Origin of the sequence: Methylomonas sp. ZR1 (assembly GCF_013141865.1) — a bacterium.
GTDB lineage: Bacteria > Pseudomonadota > Gammaproteobacteria > Methylococcales > Methylomonadaceae > Methylomonas.
On record NZ_RCST01000001.1, the window covers coordinates 4,874,881 to 4,894,932 of the forward strand.

The window sequence follows — 20,052 nt, forward strand, 5'->3', positions numbered from 1 at the left end:
AGCGGATTTATGCCCGCTAAAAGTTCACTATGTTTCGCAATTTCAAAGCCATTGCACCCAGATCTCGGTATGTTTAACTTTAGCATGGTATCTATTTCGCCCGCGTAGATAAGCGGTAGCGTAATCGTACGCATGAGGTTGCTCACATTCTCTCCGATTACGCTATCGCTAATCGGAGCTACCTTTTGCCGGATGCTAATTTGCAACCACAGGCTAAGCCCGCGTAGCTCCGAATAGCGAAGCGTATTCGGAGGAATGAAGGTGCTAGATTCGTCGTATTACGTTTCAATCTTCAATCATTGCATTAGCGTTCGAAAAATTGCCGCTCCCTTGGATTTGCGTGTTTATTGGTCTATCAATAAGTCCGAATTTTTGAAATCGCGGCGTTTATGAACCACCGTGACAACATAGACTTGGTTAAGTCTAATTTGGTAAATGATTCTCCAAGAATGCACGCCGATTTCCCGTAATTCCTGTTGGTCAAACTCGGGCACTTTTTTACCGAGGTAAGGAGACGCCAGCAGGCTGTCGGTTTTTTGTATCAATTCCTGGATGATGCGTTTGGCGGTCAGCGGTGAATCCTGCGCGATGTAATCATAAATGGCTTTGAGGTCTGTTCTGGCGCGAGGCGTCCAAATTACCATTGCTCGATTTCGCGTAGCAAGGTCTCGCTGCTAATGCCCTTGCCTTGCTCTACATCTTCTAGTCCCTGATATATCTTGTTCAAAACGTAGAGCCGATACACGATTTCTTCAAAATCTACCGTGTCGGGCAATAGATTGATGGCGGCGATGGCTTCTTGCTTGGCGGTTTGGCAGTGCGGCATATTCCCTCCAAAAATTAAACTCAAGATTTAGGTACCAATCGTACCAACAACTTCTCCAAAAACACCACCTTATCCTCCATATCCTTAAAGGCTTGGGTAAAGCGTAATTTGTCCGCGCCGTCGAATTTATAGACTTGCGACTGGCTTTGAATCATCAAAATCAACTCGCCGGTATCGATTTGCGGGGTGGCGGTAAATACGATGCGGCCGCCGGTGGCGTGGGCTTCGATTTTACGGATGCCCAGATGCGCGGCTTGTTGTTTCAGTTCGGTGATTGCGAACAAGGCTTTGACTTGGTCCGGCAACAAACCAAAGCGGTCGATCATTTCGATTTTTAACTTGCGCAAGTCGTCTTCGGTTTCGGCGCTGGCGATGCGTTTGTACAAAACCAGGCGGGCGTGAATGTCCGGCAAATAGTCTTCCGGAATCAGTGCGGCGACTTGCAAATCCACTTCCGGGCCGGTATCCAGCGGCGCGTCCAATTCCGGCTGTTTACCGGATTTCAAGGCTTTGACCGCCCGTTCCAGCAACTCGGTGTACAAGGTAAAGCCGATTTCCTGGATCTGGCCGCTTTGTTCGTCACCCAATAATTCACCGGCACCGCGGATTTCCATGTCGTGCGAGGACAGCATGAAGCCGGCGCCCAGTTCGCCGGAGGTCTCGAAGGCTTCCAGGCGTTTGATCGCGTCCTTGGTCATTAAGGATTTAGGCGGCACGATGCAGTAAGCATAGGCGCGGTGATGCGACCGACCGACCCGCCCACGTAATTGATGCAATTGAGCCAGACCCAACTTGTCGGCGCGGTTGATGACGATGGTGTTGGCGCTGGGGATGTCGATGCCGCTTTCGATGATGGTGCTGGCAATCAGCAGATTAAAACGCTGGTGATAAAAATCCAGCATGATCTGCTCCAGCTCGCGTTCGGCCATCTGGCCGTGGGCGATCTGAATCCGCGCCTCCGGCACCAGTTCGCTCAGCTCGCGCATCATTTTCTCCATGCTTTTCACGTCGTTGTGCAGGAAAAACACCTGGCCGCCGCGTTTGATTTCCCGTTGGCAGGCTTCCTGCACTTGCGAGTCTATCCATTCGGTGACGAAGGTCTTGATGGCATGGCGGTTTGGCGGCGGGGTAGCGATGATGGAAATATCGCGCAGACCGGCCATGGCCATGTTCAAGGTGCGCGGAATCGGCGTCGCGGTTAGCGTCAGCAAGTCCAGTTCGTGGCGCAGCTTTTTGAAATGCTCTTTTTGCGTCACGCCAAAGCGGTGTTCTTCGTCGATGATCACCAGGCCCAAGGCCTTGTATTTCATTTCCTTGGATAGCAATTTGTGGGTGCCGATGACGATGTCCACCTTGCCGTCGGCCAAGTCGTCGGCGATGGCTTTTTGCTGTTTGGGGGTGACGAAGCGCGAGGTGACTTCGATGCGCACCGGCCAGTCGGCGAAGCGGTCGCGAAAATTTTGATAATGCTGCTGGGCGAGCAGGGTGGTGGGCACCAGCACCGCCACCTGTTTGCCGCTTTGCACCGCCACAAAGGCCGCGCGCATCGCTACTTCGGTTTTGCCGAAACCGACGTCGCCGCAAACCACGCGATCCATCGGCTGGGTGGCGGCCATGTCTTGCAAGATGGCTTCGATGGCGCTGAGCTGATCCGGGGTTTCCTCGAACGGGAAGGCGGCGGCGAAGGTGTTGTAATCGCTGTTGTCGATGTTAAAGGCAAAGCCTTCGCGGGCGGCGCGTTTGGCGTGAATGTCCAGCAACTCGGCGGCCACGTCGCGGGCGCGCTCCATGGCTTTTTTCTTGGCCTTGCTCCATTGGTCGGTGCCTAGGCGGTGCAGTGGTGCATTTTCGGCGCTGACCCCGCTGTAACGGCCGATCATGTGCAAAGAGGCCACCGGCACGTATATCTTGTCGTTGTTGGCGTATTCCAACATCAAAAATTCGGCGTCGATGCCGCCGACGTTGAGAATCTGCAAGCCCAGATAACGGCCGACGCCGTGTTCCTGATGCACCACCGGCGAGCCGATAGTCAATTCGTCGAGGTTGTTGAAGATGTTTTCCAGCGCCCGGGCGGCGGATTTGGCGCGGCGCCGGCGTTGCTGGACTTTCTCGCCGCTGAGTTGGCTTTCGGTGATGACTGCCAGTTTTGCATCTTCGAGCCACAGGCCATGATCCATCGGCGCGACGACGATGCAAGGCGAATGATCAGTCTGAAGAAACTCCGGCCAGCTCTGTACTTGTTTGGCGGCGAGTTTGACGCTTTTTAATTTGTCGATTAGGCCTTCGCGGTGGCCGGCGGTTTCGGCGACGAACAGGATTTTGCCGTCGAAGCCTTCGATGAACTGGCGCAAGCGTTGCGCGGGTTCTTTCAAACGGCTGTCGATAGCGACATCCGGCAGCAATTTACAGCCGAATGAGTGGGCGGGTTCCGCTCGATTGTCCAATACCACGCGGCTGAAACTGTCGGTGTGTTGCTGGATTTCTTCGGCCGACAGAAACAGGCGAGTCGGAGGTAATAACGGCCGGTCTATATCGTATTTGCGTTGTTGATAGCGTTCGTCGGCTTCGCTGTAAAAGCGCTGGGCGTTTTCGGCGAAATTGGTCGGCAGCACAAACAGCGCAGTCTTGGGCAAATAGGCGAACAACGATTCGGTGCGTTCGACGAATAGCGGCAAGTAATATTCGATGCCGGCGGGGGTGATTTGTTTGGAAACGTCGAGATAGAGATTGTTCTTGGGCGATGCGTCCGGGAAGTGTTCGCGGAAGGCTTGGCGGAAGCGTTTGATGGCTTCGTCGGTAAACGGAAACTCGCGGGCCGGGAATAGCTCTATTTTCTGCATTTTGTCTTGCGACATTTGTGTGTCGGGATCGAAGCTGCGGATCGATTCCACATCGTCGTCAAACAATTCGATACGGTACGGTTGCTTGGAACCCATCGGAAACAAATCCAAAATCGAGCCGCGCACCGCAAATTCACCGTGTTGATAGACTTGCGACACGCATTGGTAGCCGACCGCTTCCAGTTTGGCGCGAGTGACTTCCAGGCTCAAAGTGCCGCCGACTTCGATGGCAAAGCTATGTGCCAAAATATGCTCGCGAGGGGCTAGACGATGCATCAGCGTCGCCACCGACAAAATCAGCGCGCCGCGCTTGGTGTCTGGTAGCAAGGCCAGAGTGCGTAAGCGTTCGGAGATAATCTCCGGTAATGGCGAGAATACGTCGTAAGGCAGGGTTTCCCAATCCGGAAAATGCAGAATCGGCAGGCTATTGTCCAAAAAGAACGCCAGCTCGTGCTCCAGGCGCAACGCAGTTTGCGTGTCTGGGGTGACTATGACTAGCAGGCGCTTTTCCTGAGCAATCGTTTGCGCCAGCGTCAGCGAGTCGCCGCAGCCGCTCAGACCACTCCAGTATATTGTGGTGCCTTGTTGCGGCAATGCAGTTGCGGGGATTGTTGGTAAGGACATGGCGTTAAGTCAGATTTTTGAAGCGCGCAATTATAACCAGTAAGGTCACACTTGGACTAAGCGTCCGCACTTTGTCAATGGCCGGCAATGGAAAACTGCCTTGGTGAGTATATGCTGCGACTATGCGGCCTAAAACCTATGCTCAGCTGTTTGGGATTTAAATGCTTAAATTTTTTTGCTGTAATTCGATTTCCTGCATGTAGCGTTGGAGGTTGTTTTCGAACACCTGCGGGATGTGGGTGAATTTGCAGCCTATGCGATGTTGATAGGTTGTAGCGCTGGCTCGAACATTGTTCACGCTTTTAATGACAAAACCCACGTGGGCCCTACTGCCATCGTGCAAATACAAGGCGCATTCGTCTATGACGGTATCCGGCGTTAAAAGGTCGGCAATTTTTGTGTCGGGATTTAAAAACGAAAATCCGGAAATACTGATGTCTGCCACGCTGAACACTTTTGCTTGCGTATCGACTTCGCCCGCTTCATTTTTTGTGGCAAGGTTGAGTTCGCAGGTGCTGTTTTTATGAGAAAGAGGCACTTTAACGCGATAATACTGGCGGCGTTGCATCCAAAAAATGGCGTCCGGGATAGGCATCGCAAACACCGGGTGACCGTCGCTTTGCGACTTTTTGATTGCTTTGCCGCGGAATGAAACTTTAATGCCTTCGTATTCGGTGCGGAACAGCACTTTGGCTGAGCCTAGCAGCTGCTTATTCAGTAATTCTGTCGGCGCAACATCCAGTGTAATCAGATTGGCTTTTTGATCGAGATCGATAATGGTGGTCAAAAATGATTGGTTATGTTCGCCAAAATGCGCAGAGATAATGCATTTCTTTTTGACTAGATCGCTCAAGTGGCCAAAAATCAGCCTCGCGCTTCTAACAAGGTAGTCGGATTCTTTTTCCATTAAATTACTAAATATTGCGGATAGGTGAGATCACTGCTGTAAAATACCGCAGATTATAGTGCATAGGAAAGGAGTTTTGATGGGTTGGTTGCTATTGTTCGCCGCGGGTTGCTCGGAAATCGTGTTTGCGATAAGTCTTAAATACAATGACGGGTTTACTAAGTTGTGGCCAAGCGTAGTGACTGGCGTGTCGGGGGCGGGCAGTTTTTACCTGTTAATGCTGGCGATCAGAACTTTACCGCTGGGTACGGCTTATGCGGTGTGGACCGGTATGGGGGCGGTGGGTGTCGCGATAATCGGGATTTTTCTGTTTAAGGAATCGGCAGACTGGTTCCGCTTAGCGTCCATCCTGTTAATCATCGTCGGCATCGTCGGTTTGAAGCTGACGCATGTGGAATAATGCTGCATTTGTTATCGCAATTGCCGTTGCAAGCGGCGCTTATCGAGCGCATTGGCAGCGGTGACGATGTTGTCTTGATGGATGGTGCGGTGTGTGCCGCACGGATCGGGCATGGCGGTAATGCGTTGTTGCGGCAATTGTTGAGTCGGTCGTGTCGGGTTTATGCCTTGCAAGAGATGTTATCGGTTCACGGCGTCCAGCCGCAATTTTTGTTGTCAGGCTTGGAAGTGGTTGATTATGCGGGCTTGGTCGAGCTGACTGTGCGGAATCCGGTAATGCATTCGTGGAATTGATGGTCGGCGGTGTTGCGTTGCCAACCAGCGACGATGGCTTTTTGCGCGATGCCGGGCAATGGAATCGAGCGGTGGCCGACGAGTTGGCGCGGCTAGAAGGTATCGAGATTAGCGATTCGCATTGGGAAATCCTGCTGTACATTCGCGATTACTATCAAAAATTCCAGCACTTGCCCAATGCACGGATGTTTGTAGCGGCTATCCGCAAACAATTTGGCGAAGACAAGGGCAATAGCCGCTATCTGCAAAAACTCTTTCCGCAAGGGCCGCTGAAATACGCCTGTAAAATCGCCGGCTTGCCCAAGCCGCCCACCTGTTTATAAAAATGTTTTCAAGAGAGTTTCATGAGTAACCCCCGTGTTGGATTTATCAGTTTAGGTTGCCCAAAAGCCCTGGTCGATAGCGAGCAAATTTTGACCAAGCTGCGTAGCGAGGGCTATCAGGTGTCGCCGAATTACAAAGATTCCGATCTGGTGATCGTCAATACCTGCGGCTTTATCGACGCGGCGGTGGAGGAGTCGTTGGACAGCATCGGCGAGGCTTTGGCGGAAAACGGCAAGGTCATTGTCACCGGTTGTCTCGGTGCGCGCCAAGACGAGATTTTGGCTCGGCATCCGCAGGTTTTAAAAATCACCGGTGCGCACGCCACTGATGAAGTGGTGTCTGCGGTGCACGAGCATCTGCCGCCTGCGCATAATCCGTTTACCGACTTAGTGCCGCCGCAAGGCATCAAGCTGACGCCTAAACATTACGCTTATCTAAAAATCTCCGAAGGCTGCAATCATCGCTGCACGTTTTGCATCATTCCGTCGATGCGCGGCGATTTGGTGAGCCGTCCCATTGACGATGTGATGCGGGAAGCCGAACGGCTGGCCGATGCCGGCGTTAAGGAGCTGCTAATCGTTTCGCAAGATACCAGTGCTTATGGTTTGGATTTGAAATATCAAAGTCGGCGCTGGCGCGGCCGGGAAATGCAAACCCGGTTTTACGATTTGGCCGAAGCCTTGGGTGAGTTGGGTATCTGGGCGCGGATGCATTATGTCTACCCGTACCCGCATGTCGATGAGGTGGTGCCGTTGATGGCAGAAGGTAAAATCCTGCCTTATCTGGATATTCCGTTTCAGCATGCCAATAGTCGGATATTAAAGCTGATGAAACGTCCGGCAGCTGCGGAAAACAATCTGGAACGCATCCGCGCCTGGCGGAAGATTTGTCCTGATTTGACCATCCGCAGTACGTTTATCGTCGGTTTTCCCGGCGAAACCGAGCAAGACTTTGACGAGTTGCTGCAATTCTTAAGCGAAGCGCAAATGGATAGGGTGGGCTGTTTTGCTTATTCGCCGGTGAAGGGGGCGGTGGCTAACGATTTGCCCGATGCGGTGCCGGAAGCGCTTAAACAGGAACGCTTGGCGCGCTTTATGGAACATCAAGCGGCTATCAGCGCAGAACGCTTGCAGCGTCGGGTTGGCTGGATCGAAACGGTGTTGGTCGATGAGGTGGTCGAGGAGGGTGCGGTGGCGCGCAGCAAAAGCGATGCACCCGAAATTGACGGTCAGGTGTTTATCGATGGCGCAAGTCATTTACAAGTCGGCGATTTCGTCGATGTCGAAATCGAGGAAGCCGACGAGTATGACTTGTGGGGTAAACTGATCTAACGAAAAAGCCGCTGGTTAGGCGGCTTTTTCAGTTCAATTTACAGCGGTGTTACGTTTTCCGCTTGTGGGCCTTTTTGACCATTGGTCACTTCCATCGTGACTTTTTGGCCTTCTTTCAAGGTTTTGCGGCCGTTGCCGTTGATGGCGCTGAAGTGTACGAATACATCTTTGCCGCCTTCTTGCTCAATGAAGCCGAAGCCTTTTTCGTCATTGAACCATTTTACTTTGCCTTCTACTTGAACTGACATAAATCTCTCTTGCTAATAAAGTGCTATTCGCTGGTTTGTAACTAGGGTTGGTGAATAAAGCAGGTAGTGGAAAACAATGTTTGTTGATCCGATTGCAGACTTGAAAAGCGACAACGATACCGAGCTAAATCGCCTCCATTATACATCGCAATCGGCGGGTATCCACAAAAACTAGCTAGATTTTGCGTGTTAAATGATTGTGACGATAGGTTGTCAGTCGTCTTTGTTGGGTGCTAATGCCAGGCTAACGCAGGTTGCGGGTGGCTATTGGTGGGCTAAGATATTGAAATGAAGTGGTTTTTTATCCGGATTTTATAGATGGTCAGCTTTGCTAAAATCCGCTTTTGGCCACTTGTAAATGCAAAATTGATTGCCGCAAAAAACAAAAAAATACTGAATTTTGCAATTGACCTATTGGGCAGGCCACGAAAAAGACTGCCCAATAAAGCTTATCGCGTCAAAAATAGTTGCCGTTAATCAGGAAATGAGTAGCAATACTACCGAAGAAACCGATCAAAATGACCGGCATCCATTTCAAGTGTGCACTAAAGGAGTAAACGCCTTTCATTTGTCCCATCAAGCCTACGCCTGCTGCCGAGCCGATTGCCAATAAGCTGCCGCCCACGCCTGCGGTTAATGTGACTAACAGCCATTGGCCTTGCGAGATGTCGGGATGCATGGTGAGTACCGCAAACATGATGGTACCGTTATCAATGAAAGCCGACAGGATGCCGACCACAATGTTGGCGATGGTGGGGTCCATGCCGACGTATAACACATCCGAGGCCATGGTCAGATAACCAATGAAACTCAGGCCGCCGACGCTGATCATGACGCCGTAAAAAAACAGCAGGGTGTCCCATTCCAGTGTGGCGACGCTTTTAAATACATCGAATTTTTGGCTTGGCCTGGCGTCGGGAACCGCAACGTTAAATAATTTATACACGTGGGCGAAATCGCTAATTTTGCCGTTGTCTTTATCAGCGGTTTTTTGCAAATAAAAGCCCAGGAATTTTAGATAAGTCAGGCCGGCCAGCATGCCGGCCGCGGGTGGTAGTTTCAACATGTTTTCGAAGCAGACCGCAGTAATAATCGTCAGTAAAAACAGCACGATCATGGTCATTGCGCCGCGTTTCATTTTTGGGGCTTTACCGACTGCGGCAGGTTGCTGTTTGGGTATCCAGAAATGCATGATTATCGCGGGCAGTGCGAAATTGACTATGGCCGGGATGAAAAGCGAGTAGAAATCTTTGAACGGTACAACCCCGCTTTGCCAAACCAATAGTGTGGTGATGTCGCCGAATGGGCTGAACGAACCGCCGGCATTCGTGGCTACCACGACGTTGATGCAAGCCAACGTAACGAACTTGCGATTGTCTTTGCCCATGGCTGCGATCACTGCGCCCATCAGCAGTGCAGTGGTCAGGTTGTTGCAAACCGAGGACATGAAAAACGACATGATGCCGGTAATCCAGAATAACTTTCTGTAGCTAAAACCTTTACTGAGCAACCAAACCCTCAGATTATCGAAAACGCCGCGATCTTCCATCGCATTCAGATAAGCCATCGACACCATGATGAACAAAAACAGTTCCGCATAGCCTTCCAGACAAGCACGGAATGCGTGTCCGGCCTGCTCGCTCATGCCATTATTCACGTAAATGCCGGCGATAAAGGCCCAGATCAAGCTCGCGGCTAATACCATGGGTTTGGATTTGTTTAATTCGGTGACCTCTTCGGTCATTGCCAGCAGATAGGCAACGGCAAATATGCCGATAGCCAAATAACCCACCCAATGCTTAGTCAGATTAAGGGCTTGTGCTGCTTGTTCTGCGTCTGCCCAAGCTATTAGTGGTGAGCAGGTGAGTAAAATGAGTAGAAGGATGCGCGAAAACACGGGTGAACTCCTTTCAATAACTGGGTGCTGGACAGCCACGGTAGGGAGTGAGTTCCTCGACCGTGACTGCTTTTGCCGTGCCCGCTTAACTACGGGTTTGGCTATCACGATAGTACAAAGTTTGTAACTTTACAGCGAGTGTAGTTTAGCATCGCTAAAGCCCGGATATTCCGCTAGGAATGCTTGGGTTTTATATGCTTAACCCTGCCATTAAATCCAATATATTCGTCACTCCCGCGCAGGCGGGAATTCGTTAAAGCCTTTTGTCTCCGGCTTTTGCGGGAGCGACGATATGGATCGGGTCTGTAGTCTACCGGGGATAGGCTTAAAGTCTGCCTATCTTGTTATCATTGGGCTTCGAGTAAATACGTCAGCCAGAGTGAGGACAGTTTTTCCTGTACCGTGTTTTGCCGCAGACGGGCTGCCAGATTGGGGAAATCCACATAATCCAGTGCCTGATCCTGGTTGTAACAAGAATACATAAAGCTCTCTTCGCCGCTTTCCGGATCCACGTGTTTGCATAAGCATTGGGCGCAGACGCCTTTCATCATGCATTGCATCGGCGAGTTGATTGAGCCGACCGCCTCGTGGCCTTCCTTCAAGTACGGTTTTAAAGCGGCAAAGCGTGCGGCTTTTACCGCTGCCATCATTCGATCCGAGCCGATAACGATCAGGTGATCCACGTCCTGCAGACGAATGCTGGTGTCACCTAATTTTCCGGTGGCATAGGACACCATCGCTTCGACGATATTGCCGACAAAGGTTTTATCCTGTGGCCGAGTGACCGGAATCGCTTCGTTGCCGGGTCTGTCGTCTACAGCCCAAACAATCACGTCGGACGCTTCTTCAATTTCCGGGACTTTGAACAAGTCTTCACTGTTACGGTAACCGGCGAAATACAGCACCTTGTTGCCGGCATTGCGCATGGCTTTACCGATTGAGAACAATACCGCGTTACCCAAACCGCCGCCCAGCAGCAAAACGGTTTTACCGGTTGGAATTTCGGTCGGGGCGCCTGTTACACCCATCAATACCAGCGGATCGCCGACTTTCCAGGTGGCGCACAAGCGGCTGGAGCTGCCCATTTCCAGGGCAATCAAAGACACCAAACCTTTCTCTTTATCAACCCAGGCGCCGGTCAAAGCCAAGCCTTCGGCGGCCAGCGTGGTGCCTTCGACCACGGGAGCCAGTGACTCGTAGTTTTGCACCCGGTAGAACTGGCCGGGCTCAAAATGTTTCGCAGCGGCGGGCGCTTTGATGACCACTTCGATGATGGTGGGTGTCAGACGATTCACTTCGACGACATGCGCCAGGAAAGTCGCATCCAGTCTGTCCTGTAAGTCGCGTAACTGCGCATCGCGTTGTGCTTGCTGTGAGGCATCCAATCCAGCAATTTCGTTGGCAAACAGTTGAACGATATACGGATAACCATCTTTGGCGCTGGCCATGGCTTTTACCACGTTGCCGGCATAAACCGGATGGTTGTCGCCATAGAAAGTGATGTACCGGCCGTTGCTGGCATAAGACGTAAACGGTGCCGGTTTGCCTACTTTGACTTGCGCCTCATCGGCCATCGGCGCCAATTGCGCTTTGCCGTCCAACCAGTCGGGCTCGTGACGTTTGTAGAATTTGCCTTCCATCGCGAACGTGCGCGGATGCTCGGACTGGTAGATTGTATTGGGCGCGGTGCCGGCGGCGATGAAAAGGCCGCGCAGCTTCACTTCCACTTCATCTGCTTTGCGCCATTTGCCGTCTTGCTCGGTCAGCCTCTCAAAGCGTACGGCTTGCAAATGACCGTATTGATCTTCGATCGCTTCCAATGGGCTCATGCCTTCGGCTAGGTAAATGCCTTCCGAGAGCGCTTCGTGGATCTCTTCGTGGTTTTGCCGATATGCTGGCGAGTCTTTGATGCCTTTACGGTAGAACAGCGTCACGCCGCCCCATTGTTTCAGGAGCGGCAGGAAATTAGGTGTTTCACCGGCAGCAGCAGCACGTTCACGCTCCTGTTCGATGACGCGGCCATGCGCCAGGAACTCTTCCAGAATTTCCAGTTCTTCACCATCGTAACGGCTGCGCACCGCCGCTTCCCCGTATTTGGCCACCAGTTTTTCGTAGCGATGCAGAATTTTGCTGACTTGACCAGGATAGTAAGCCAGTAATTCGGTGGTGGTATCGATGGCTGTCAAGCCGCCGCCGATGACGCCGGCCGGTAGCCGAACTTGTAGATTAGCCAGCGAGGATTCTTTAGCCGCGCCGGTCAATTGCAGGCCCATCAAGAAGTCTGAAGCCTTGCGGATACCACGGGTCATGTTGTTTTTCAGATCGATCACGGTCGGCTTGCCGGCGCCGCTGGCGATGGCGATGTGGTCGAAACCCATTTCCCAGGCTTCGTCGATGGTGATGGTGCCGCCGAAACGCACGCCGCCGTAGCATTTGAAAGCGTTGCGGCGTAGCAAAGTCAGGTAAATGACTTTCAAAAAGTTTTTGTCCCAACGCACGGTAATGCCGTATTCGGCCACGCCGCCAAAACCCAGCAACACACGTTTATCCAGGTCTTCGTAAAGGTCTTGGAAGTCCATGATGGGCATCGGCACGTTATCGCGGTCGCCGGTTAGATGCAGGGGGAGCGGCTCGATTTTCAAGGCATCGATACCCACTACGCCAAAACCTTCATTCAGCAAATAGTGCGACAAGGTATAACCGGCCGGACCCATGCCGGCCACCAGCACGTTTTTGCCGTTATACGGTAGGGCGGTGGAGCGTTTGATGTTCAGGGGGTTCCAGCGGGTCAACAGGCTGTAAATTTCAAAGCCCCAAGGCATGAACAATACGTCGGTCAGCACATTGGTTTCGATTTGTGGAATATTCACCGACTCGGTTTTTTGATAAATACAACCGCGCATGCAATCGTTGCATATCCGGTGGCCGGTGCCGGGGCACATCGGATTGTCGATTATGATCATCGCCAGCGCGCCGATATTGTCGCCTTGGCGTTTGACCACGTGCATCTCGGAGATTTTTTCTTCCAGCGGGCAGCCGGTCATCAGTGCGCTCAAATGATTGGTTTTGAACGTACCGTCTTTTTTGTTCTTGATGCCTTTCGAACAGGAGTCGTTATCCCGGTCGTGGCAGTAAATGCAATGATCGACTTCATACAGCACTTGGCGCTGTTTGAAGCGTTTGTCGGTCAAGGCAAAGCCGTCGCGGCGGCGATGATGGTGATCGTCGCAAGCCCAGACGTCATAGCCGTTTTGCGCCACTGTTTCGTGGTCAACCAGATTGTCCAGATTGGTTTTTTCCGGCACCTTGAAACTGACCCATTTGGCGACATAGGCTTGTAATTCCGGGTCGTGTTGGGCGGCAAAGCTCCAGCGACGGACGATGTCCAGCAGGCCGGCTACCAGGGCAGCAGCACTGTCGTAGCCGGTCAATTGGTCTTTGAACGCGGCAAGCTCGGCATCGGCGATTTCGGCCTGTTGCGACAAGCGCCATAAATCGGCGCCTAGTTGGCTAATCGCCAATTCCGGATCGGCCCGGAATAAATCCTGTTTGTCGGCGGCAGTCAACAAACCATCTAGTTGCGCCCGCAATGCGGCAATATCCCAGCCTTCAATGGTTTGCCCTTTGAACAACTTGCTCAAATTGCCAACGATTTCTGTGCGATAAACAAATATTGCGTCGAATTCGCCACGAATATGGCCGATTTGTTGGTCGCGCACATCGCTGACATTGAATAAACGCGCGACGAAGGTACCGACTAGCGGTGCCATTCTTACCAATAATTCGGAAACTTCCTCGGGCTTCATGCCTTCGCCGCCGCAGGCGCGGTAAGCAGTAATTTCCGCAAACAAGGCGGCATCGTGTTGCTGTACCGACTGATCGAATACCGTCAACAAATCAGACAGGCGTTTGGCATCGTACAAGTCTTTATAGGCAAAGCCGGGGATGCCGAGGGTGAGTTGGGTAAGGTCGCGAGTATTAAGCTTTTGTGTCATCAAGTTATTCCGTGAGCGTTCGCTTGAAGTGATAAATGAAAATTCGGGTTAAGGCATGTCGTCGACGACGCTGTCTTTGGCGGGCGGCATCAGGTCGTCGCGGCTCAAGCCCAGGCTCAAAGCGAGTGAGCTGGCGATGTAAATCGACGAGTAGGTGCCTTTAACGACGCCGATCAGCATAGCAATCGCGAAGCCGTGGATGGTTTTGCCGCCGAGGAAAGCTAGGGCCAACAGTGTTAAGAAGACGGTTAACGAGGTCAGAATGGTCCGGCTCAGCGTGTCGTTCAGTGCGGTGTTAACGATGTCGTTGATTGATTCCTTGATGCGACTGGTGCGGACGGTTTCACGAATCCGGTCGTAGACCACGATGGTGTCGTTGATGGAATAACCGATCAAGGCCAAAATTGCTGATAACACGGTCATGTCGAATTCCCAGCCAAATACCGAGAAAAAACCCATCGTGATGATACTGTCGTGGAATAAGGCAGCGATCGCGCTCAAGGATAATTTCCACTCAAAGCGAATGCTGACGTAAAACATGATGCCGACAAAAGCGAAGAACAGGGCCAGGCCGCCATCGTTGACCAAGTCATCGCCCACTTGCGGGCCGACGAATTCCACGCGGCGCAGTTCGCCGGGTTGGCTTTGGCTGCTGTTAGCGACATTTAGCACTTTTTCGCTAAGCTCTTTTTGGCTGATGTTTTCTACCGGCTTCAAGCGGATTAACACGTCAGCCGCGCTACCGAAATGTTGCAGATTGGCATCGGCGAAGCCTTGTTGCTCCAGCGTGCTGCGCATCTTGTCTAGATCGGCGGCTTGGTTGTAATGCAATTCGTAGACGCTGCCGCCGGTAAAGTCTATGCCCAGATCCAGACCCTTGACGAAAAATGAAACAATGGAAATTAACAACAGCGTGCCGGAAAAGTAAAAGGCCAGCTTTCTTTTACTAAGAAAATCAATATGTGTAGCGGAAGTCATGCCAATGTTCCTGATAAGTGGTGAGTGTTGCGATCCGGTCACGCTAAGTCTATGTTGTTTTTATAGAGGGCTTGCGGACGATAAGGCGACGAATTGTACTATTTTCTCCAGAAAGTGGGTGTAAAAAGCACGATTAGCGTAAAGACTTCCAGACGGCCGAGTAACATGGTTATTGCGCAAATCCAGGTTTGGAAATCACTGAGGCTGGCGTAACTATGTGATGGGCCTAGCTGGTTTAGGCCGGGGCCGGCGTTATTAATACAGGCGATTACGGCGCTAAGGGCGGAAATCGGGTCCAGTCCGGTAAAGATCAGGGTGAAAGTCATCACCACAATCGAAATGAAGTACAGAAAAATAAACGCCAGGACGGCGAAGATGATTTTGTTGGCAATCGGCGTGTCGCCAATCCGAATGGGATTGACCGCGCGGGGATGCAGCAGGCTGAACATTTCCCGTCCTGCCTGTTTCCAAAGCAGTAGGGTTCTGAACATTTTGATGCCACCGCCGGTTGAGCCGGTGCAGGCTGTGATGCAGCTTAAATACAGCATCCACCAAGGGACAAAGGGTGGCCATGTGTCGTAATCGATGCTGGCGAAGCCGCAGTCGGTGGCGATAGAAACCAGGTTGAAAGTAACATGACGCAGAGAAATGAAAAAATCCGGGTAAATATCGAAATGCCAAAGATAGCTGCTGCAAAGTAAGGTACTACAGGCTATGACACCCAGCATCGGTATCGCTTCCGGGTCGGACAAATACGGCTTAAGGCTGCGATTATGCAGTACCGTGTAATGTGTCGCGAAATTCATCGCGGCGATCAGCATGAAAATAGTCAGCACCAGTTCGATAGCTGCCGAATCGTAAAAGCTGATGCTGGCGTCGTGCGTCGAAAACCCACCCAGTCCGAGAGTGGAAAATGAGTGGCAGATGGCGTCGAACCAACCCATGCCGGCCAAATTCAATGCCAGGATACAGGCTAAGGTGGCGCCGGCGTAGACTAGCCAGAGCAAGCGGGCGGTTTCGGTGATGCGCGGGGTGATTTTGCTGTCCTTGACCGGGCCAGCGATCTCGGCTTTATACAACTGCATACCACCAACACCCAACAACGGCAAAATTGCCACGGCCAGGACGATGATGCCCAATCCACCTATCCAGTTTAGCTCGTGTCGCCAGAGGTTCAGTGACGGGGCCAAATTGTCCAGACCGACCAATACCGTGGCGCCGGTGGTGGTAAAGCCGGAAACGCATTCAAAAAAAGCGTCCGTGAACGACAGGCCGGGTATGCCCCAAATCAGCGGCAATGTGGCCGCGGAAGACATCAATACCCAGAACGAAGCTACCAGCAAGTAGCCGTCTCGGGTTTTCACATCGCCGCGAAAGCGCATGGTCACGCCGGAAAGCAGACTGCCAATCCCTATATTCAGTGACATGCCGTTTACAAAGTGATCGACCATGCCATCCTCGAAATACAGCGAAGTGGCTATGGGTAGCGCGTAGGTCACGCCGAAGACCATCAAGATCAGGCCGAGTACAAAACCTATAGTGCAAAAACGTTGCATAGTGCCCTGATTAAAACCGAAAAGGTTTTGCCGTGTTGTTATAGATCGCCGGTCTCGAACGCGCCAAACAGCCAAGCGCGCCGCAGCCGGCAATTGTAACAAACAATCGCCGAAATGGGCCTGTCACATAAGCTTAAACAAAGCTTCATATTGTTGTCACAAAGCATCTCTAAGCTGGTCTCGTCATCAGGGATCAACGTGAAACGGAAAATCGAAGATTTTCAACTGCTGCGTGAAGGTCGCGGTCGACGCGCGCGGCAAACAACGAGGGCCAGACCATGAAGCTGATTTACTCCATTCATAAGTACGACGTGACGATGTTTACCTGGTTGAACAGCGTTGCCATCCATGCCTACCTAGTGCGCTTTTGCCGCATGATTTCCCGCACCGCCGACGGTTTTCTGTACGTCATTCTCGCGGCCTGGCTCTATTGGGATCAAGGGATCAACGATGCGTTATTGCGGGCCATGATATTAGCGTTTCTAATCGAAAGACCGGTCTATACGCTGCTAAAAAAAGGCTTTAAACGCAACCGTCCGCAACAAGCGCTGCAGGATTTCCAGAGCGTGATTACGCCATCGGATCAATTCAGTTTTCCCTCCGGACATACTTCGGCCGCATTCATGGTGGCAACTTTAGTGGGCTATTTCGCGCCTGCGTTGCTGCCGGTTCTTTATGTTTGGGCCGCGCTGGTCGGTTTTTCCAGAGTGGTTTTGGGCGTGCATTTTCCCACCGACACGCTGATGGGCGTGGTCTTGGGGGTTGGCGCGGCAATTTTTAGTCTCAATTACATTTTATGATGAAAATTTTTTATGGTGTGCAAGGCACGGGCAATGGTCACATCACACGCGCACGAGTGATGGCGAAAGAACTGTATGCGGCGGGTTTTGATGTGACCTTCCAATTTACCGGCCGGCCGGCGGACAAATACTTCGATATGGAGGTGTTTAACGGTTACCAAGTCAAAACCGGCTTGACCTTTAACACCCATAACGGCCAGGTCAGTTACGTAAAAACCGCGTTGGAGGCCAGTCCGATCCGCTTTATCAGAGACATCAGCAGCCTGGACTTAAGTGCTTACGATTTGGTGATCAGCGATTTCGAACCCGTTACCGCCTGGGCCGCCAAACGGCAAAAGAAAAAAGTGCTGGGGATCGGCCATCAATATGCGTTTAGACACAAAATTCCCCGCGCCGGCGGCGATCCGATTGCCGAGCAGGTGATGAAGTATTTTGCCCCGGCGGACATCGGCATAGGTCTGCACTGGCACCATTTCGGCCAACCGATTTTGCCGCCGATTATCGAAACCCCGGCGTTTCCGCAAAACACCCAGGCCAATAAAATATTGGTGTATTTGCCTTTCGAAGATCCGCAAGTAGTGGTTAAGCTGCTGTGCCCATTCGAAAATTTTGAGTTTCATGTGTACTCGCCGGAACCGGCGGTGTCGAAATATCCGCACATCGTTTGCAAGCAACTGTCCAGAGCAGGTTTCCAGAGGGATTTGTACGATTGCGCCGGCATCATCAGCAATGCGGGCTTCGAATTGGCCAGCGAGTCCTTGCAATTGGGCAAGAAGATCCTGGTCAAGCCATTGCACGCGCAAATGGAGCAGATTTCCAACGCCGAAGCATTAAAGCAACTGGGCTACGGCCATACGATGTTTGATTTGGATGACGCGGTGATCGAGGACTGGCTGCACAATCCCCATGCGGTGCATGTCACCTATCCCAATATCGCTAAAGTGATCGTGCAGTGGCTCCAGGATGGCATGCCGGCGATGGATGCGGAGTTTACTGAGCGGGTTTGGGAATCGGTCCAGGTGTTGCAGATAAAACACTAAGCCGGCTCTAATCCTTGTCCTCGTCCGGTATCAGGCCTTTCAATTGTTGCGATAACAGCGTTTGCGCGCCGGTGGTCACTATTTCTTCGCCGGGCCGCAAATCGCCGGCGACGAAATAACCTTGGCTATTGCTGCTGTATTGCTTGAGCGCTCGGCGGCTGAAATGCTCCGCATCGGTTTTGATAAACACAAAAGCCTGACCCAGATGCCAGACCAAGGCCGGTTGCGGGATATTGACGCCGCTACTGGCTTGGCCGCCCTCTGGAATCCAGGCGGTAATATGGGTGCCGAAGGGCAGGCGGCAGTCCGCGCATTTGAAAAAATAACGCGGGCCTTGCGACACAGGGTCGACTTGCGGCGAGGCGGAAATCAGCGCGGCGGGCAAGGCGGCTTGGCGCTGGCCGCGTTCGTGGATATGAATAAGTTTGACGCCGGGATCGAGCCGGCTATTCGCGGGCAGGGTGATTTGCAGTAACTGGGCGCGATGTTCCAGCAGTTGCATGGCGTTTTTATCCTGAGCATGGGTAAACCAGTTGCTCAGGGTGTCGCCCCACACTAGGCGGCTGTTGGCTGCTATGAGTTGCTGCTGATAGCTGTTGGCAGCCAGATTGGCTTTGTCCGCCTGCCAGATAGCTTGCTGTTCCTGCAAGCGGCGGGTGGAAACGATGTCCTGTTGATGCAGGTCGCGGGTGCGGTTCAGGTTTTGCGCCGCTTCGCTGTAACGGGCTTGGGCGCTGTCTTGCTGGGCGCTGGCGGCCAGGAATTGCTGGCGGATGCTCAGCAGTGGTTCCGGATTGACCACCGTGCCGTAAGCGGCAAATTCGGGCGTTTGTTTAACCACTACCAGTGTTTGGGTTTGAATGCCGGCCCGCTTTTGCGCGGCGCTGTTCAGCTGTAACACGTCGCCGGCGGCGTTGCCGTCGGCCGGTTTAGTTCGGTCGGTGCTTGCGGGGGCGTCGTCATCGTCCGCCCTGGCGGCGGTCGGAGTCAGGCTAACAAAGCCAAGCCAGCCTGCTAGGAAAAGTGCTATGCGCATGAATTTTGTTGAATGTAGTTTGACGTCTTAATGGCCGAACTTGTTGTAAGTGCTTCCCATAGAGTCGGGATTATAAAGTTTGGGCTGGCGTCTGTAATTTTTTGTTGTGTTAAAAAAATAGCCGGTTATCCTTTCGGATTACTGTGACGGCTTGAGGGAAATGCAAATGAGTGAAACACCTGAAAATTTGAAATATGCGCAAACCCATGAATGGGCCAAGCTGGAAGACGGCAATCTGGTGCGCGTCGGTATCACCGACTTCGCGCAGTCCGAATTGGGCGACATCGTTTTTATCGGCTTGCCGGATGTCGGCCGGGTCGTAAAAGCGGGCGAACAACTGGCGGTGGTGGAATCGGTCAAAACAGCTTCCGATTTGTTCAGCCCGGTCAGCGGCAGCGTGGTTGAAGTTAACGAAGCGGTGACAGACGAGCCGGAGTTGGTAAACGACGGCGCGTATCAAACCTGGCTGTTTTGCATCAAAGCCGATAACCCGGCGGAACTGGAACAATTAATGGATGCCGATGGTTATCGGACCCTGATCGAGGAGTAGGAATAAGTAATGGCAAATCAAAATGCAAAGGGACTTAAGCGGCTGATTAACGCCTGCTTTTTTTCGGTCGCCGGCTTTAAGGCTACCTGGCAGCACGAGGAAGCGTTTCGTCAGGAAGTGGCCTTGTTCGTGGTCACAACGCCGCTGGCGATCTGGCTGGGGCAAACCGCTATCGAAAAAGTCTTGTTAATCGGCAGCGTGGTTTTGGTGTTGCTGGTGGAGTTGCTGAATTCCGCGGTAGAAGCGGTCGTGGACAGGGTCGGTTTCGAGCATCACGAGTTATCCGGACGCGCCAAGGACATAGGCTCGGCGGCAGTCATGTTGTCCTTGATTTGGGCCGGCGTGACCTGGGCGTTGATTCTTTTGTAAGGGATAAAGGCAAGGAGAGCGGCTGATTTTGTCGCTTT

The 20,052-nt window shown here is 52.3% G+C and carries 18 protein-coding genes; 8 read left to right on the top strand and 10 right to left on the bottom strand.

The genetic code is table 11. The annotated features are described in order from the left end of the window. Positions 1–344 precede the first annotated feature (344 nt). From DDY07_RS22260 to DDY07_RS22275, 4 genes are all read right to left on the bottom strand, one after another. Positions 345–644 (bottom strand): type II toxin-antitoxin system RelE/ParE family toxin, encoded by a 300-nt coding sequence (locus tag DDY07_RS22260; protein ID WP_171697495.1) that lies wholly within the window; start codon positions 642–644, stop codon positions 345–347. After that, a complete protein-coding gene (locus tag DDY07_RS22265) occupies positions 638–826 on the bottom strand; it encodes a hypothetical protein (RefSeq protein ID WP_171697496.1) in 189 nt (62 codons plus the stop codon). The genes DDY07_RS22260 and DDY07_RS22265 overlap by 7 nt, the downstream gene beginning before the upstream one ends. A gap of 20 nt (positions 827–846) precedes the next feature. Further along, positions 847–4,290 (bottom strand): transcription-repair coupling factor, encoded by a 3,444-nt coding sequence (mfd, locus tag DDY07_RS22270; RefSeq protein WP_171697497.1) that lies wholly within the window; start codon positions 4,288–4,290, stop codon positions 847–849. 157 nt (positions 4,291–4,447) lie between these two features. Continuing rightward, positions 4,448–5,197 carry a flagellar brake protein gene (locus DDY07_RS22275; protein ID WP_171697498.1) on the bottom strand — a complete coding sequence of 250 codons (750 nt, stop codon included), beginning with the start codon at positions 5,195–5,197 and terminating at the stop codon, positions 4,448–4,450. Positions 5,198–5,276: 79 nt separating this feature from the next. Here DDY07_RS22275 and DDY07_RS22280 point away from each other — a divergent pair, with 79 nt between their 5' ends. From DDY07_RS22280 to rimO, 4 genes are read left to right on the top strand one after another with little or no spacing between them, the layout of a single operon-like run. Then, complete coding sequence (locus tag DDY07_RS22280; protein ID WP_020483456.1) at positions 5,277–5,597, top strand: multidrug efflux SMR transporter; 321 nt, start codon at positions 5,277–5,279, stop codon at positions 5,595–5,597. Beyond that, entirely contained in the window at positions 5,597–5,890 is a 294-nt protein-coding gene (locus DDY07_RS22285) for a DsrH/TusB family sulfur relay protein (protein ID WP_171697499.1), read from the top strand. Before DDY07_RS22280 ends, DDY07_RS22285 begins: the two co-directional genes overlap by 1 nt. Then, positions 5,881–6,213, top strand: coding sequence for a TusE/DsrC/DsvC family sulfur relay protein (locus tag DDY07_RS22290; protein WP_367650898.1), 333 nt, complete (start codon positions 5,881–5,883; stop codon positions 6,211–6,213). Before DDY07_RS22285 ends, DDY07_RS22290 begins: the two co-directional genes overlap by 10 nt. A 21-nt stretch (positions 6,214–6,234) precedes the next feature. Then, positions 6,235–7,545: a 30S ribosomal protein S12 methylthiotransferase RimO gene (gene rimO / locus DDY07_RS22295; protein ID WP_171697500.1), complete on the top strand. Its 1,311-nt coding sequence runs from the start codon at positions 6,235–6,237 to the stop codon at positions 7,543–7,545. 38 nt (positions 7,546–7,583) lie between these two features. On the opposite strand, the gene DDY07_RS22300 is transcribed toward rimO, so the two are convergent. From DDY07_RS22300 to DDY07_RS22320, 5 genes are all read right to left on the bottom strand, one after another. Then, positions 7,584–7,793, bottom strand: a complete 210-nt coding sequence (locus tag DDY07_RS22300) for a cold-shock protein (protein ID WP_020483452.1) — start codon at positions 7,791–7,793, stop codon at positions 7,584–7,586. Positions 7,794–8,250: 457 nt separating this feature from the next. Continuing rightward, positions 8,251–9,690, bottom strand: coding sequence for a sodium:proton antiporter NhaD (gene nhaD, locus DDY07_RS22305; protein ID WP_367650899.1), 1,440 nt, complete (start codon positions 9,688–9,690; stop codon positions 8,251–8,253). A gap of 347 nt (positions 9,691–10,037) precedes the next feature. Further along, positions 10,038–13,685, bottom strand: a complete 3,648-nt coding sequence (locus DDY07_RS22310) for a pyridine nucleotide-disulfide oxidoreductase (RefSeq protein ID WP_171697501.1) — start codon at positions 13,683–13,685, stop codon at positions 10,038–10,040. A gap of 48 nt (positions 13,686–13,733) precedes the next feature. Then, positions 13,734–14,663, bottom strand: coding sequence for a protein translocase subunit SecF (gene secF / locus DDY07_RS22315; protein WP_033157829.1), 930 nt, complete (start codon positions 14,661–14,663; stop codon positions 13,734–13,736). Between the two features lie 98 nt (positions 14,664–14,761). Beyond that, positions 14,762–16,219: a TrkH family potassium uptake protein gene (locus tag DDY07_RS22320; protein WP_171697502.1), complete on the bottom strand. Its 1,458-nt coding sequence runs from the start codon at positions 16,217–16,219 to the stop codon at positions 14,762–14,764. Between the two features lie 278 nt (positions 16,220–16,497). Here DDY07_RS22320 and DDY07_RS22325 point away from each other — a divergent pair, with 278 nt between their 5' ends. Together DDY07_RS22325 and DDY07_RS22330 are read left to right on the top strand one after the other, a co-directional pair. Beyond that, positions 16,498–17,019: a phosphatase PAP2 family protein gene (locus tag DDY07_RS22325; protein ID WP_171697503.1), complete on the top strand. Its 522-nt coding sequence runs from the start codon at positions 16,498–16,500 to the stop codon at positions 17,017–17,019. After that, positions 17,019–18,059: an MJ1255/VC2487 family glycosyltransferase gene (locus DDY07_RS22330; protein WP_171697871.1), complete on the top strand. Its 1,041-nt coding sequence runs from the start codon at positions 17,019–17,021 to the stop codon at positions 18,057–18,059. Before DDY07_RS22325 ends, DDY07_RS22330 begins: the two co-directional genes overlap by 1 nt. A gap of 7 nt (positions 18,060–18,066) precedes the next feature. On the opposite strand, the gene DDY07_RS22335 is transcribed toward DDY07_RS22330, so the two are convergent. After that, positions 18,067–19,095 carry a hypothetical protein gene (locus DDY07_RS22335; RefSeq protein WP_033157833.1) on the bottom strand — a complete coding sequence of 343 codons (1,029 nt, stop codon included), beginning with the start codon at positions 19,093–19,095 and terminating at the stop codon, positions 18,067–18,069. A 166-nt stretch (positions 19,096–19,261) separates the two neighbouring features. Here DDY07_RS22335 and gcvH point away from each other — a divergent pair, with 166 nt between their 5' ends. Further along, positions 19,262–19,645 (top strand): glycine cleavage system protein GcvH, encoded by a 384-nt coding sequence (gene gcvH / locus DDY07_RS22340; protein WP_033157834.1) that lies wholly within the window; start codon positions 19,262–19,264, stop codon positions 19,643–19,645. A 9-nt stretch (positions 19,646–19,654) separates the two neighbouring features. After that, positions 19,655–20,014 (top strand): diacylglycerol kinase, encoded by a 360-nt coding sequence (locus tag DDY07_RS22345; protein ID WP_033157835.1) that lies wholly within the window; start codon positions 19,655–19,657, stop codon positions 20,012–20,014. Positions 20,015–20,052 lie beyond the last annotated feature (38 nt).